The sequence below is a fragment of the Paenibacillus sp. VTT E-133291 genome (assembly GCF_002264395.1).
GTDB lineage: Bacteria > Bacillota > Bacilli > Paenibacillales > Paenibacillaceae > Paenibacillus_AQ > Paenibacillus_AQ nitricinens.
This window is the reverse complement of the sequence record NZ_NFVA01000271.1, coordinates 1-281: the sequence shown is the minus strand read 5'-3', so window position 1 is coordinate 281 and position 281 is coordinate 1. Positions and strand designations below refer to the sequence as shown.

Sequence of the window (281 nt, the reverse complement as noted above, 5' to 3'; positions counted from 1 at the left end):
CGGCTCAGGAAGAGGTGCTGAACCGTCTAGCTGCCTCTGCTGCGCCTAACAAAAAGATGATTTTGTCGCTTTTGGATCAAACACAACCTATGCCAACGCACCCCTTCATGATCTATGTATGGGAGGCCCTGAACGCAGGTCTGACCGAGCTGAGCTTGAGCAATCCTGAACAAGCATTGAAAAAAATAGAACAGACCCTTCAAGCATCTTGGGGCGCATTTAAAAGCTAATAAGAGACGGGGAGAAGCCAAATGAAAACAACGATATTCAGCCAAATTTCG

The 281-nt window shown here is 47.0% G+C and carries 1 pseudogene; it reads left to right on the top strand.

Annotated features, from left to right (window positions below):
- Window positions 1–230 (top strand): annotated as a pseudogene (locus CA598_RS31890) (sugar ABC transporter substrate-binding protein); the annotation flags it as partial.
- Window positions 231–281: the final 51 nt, after the last annotated feature.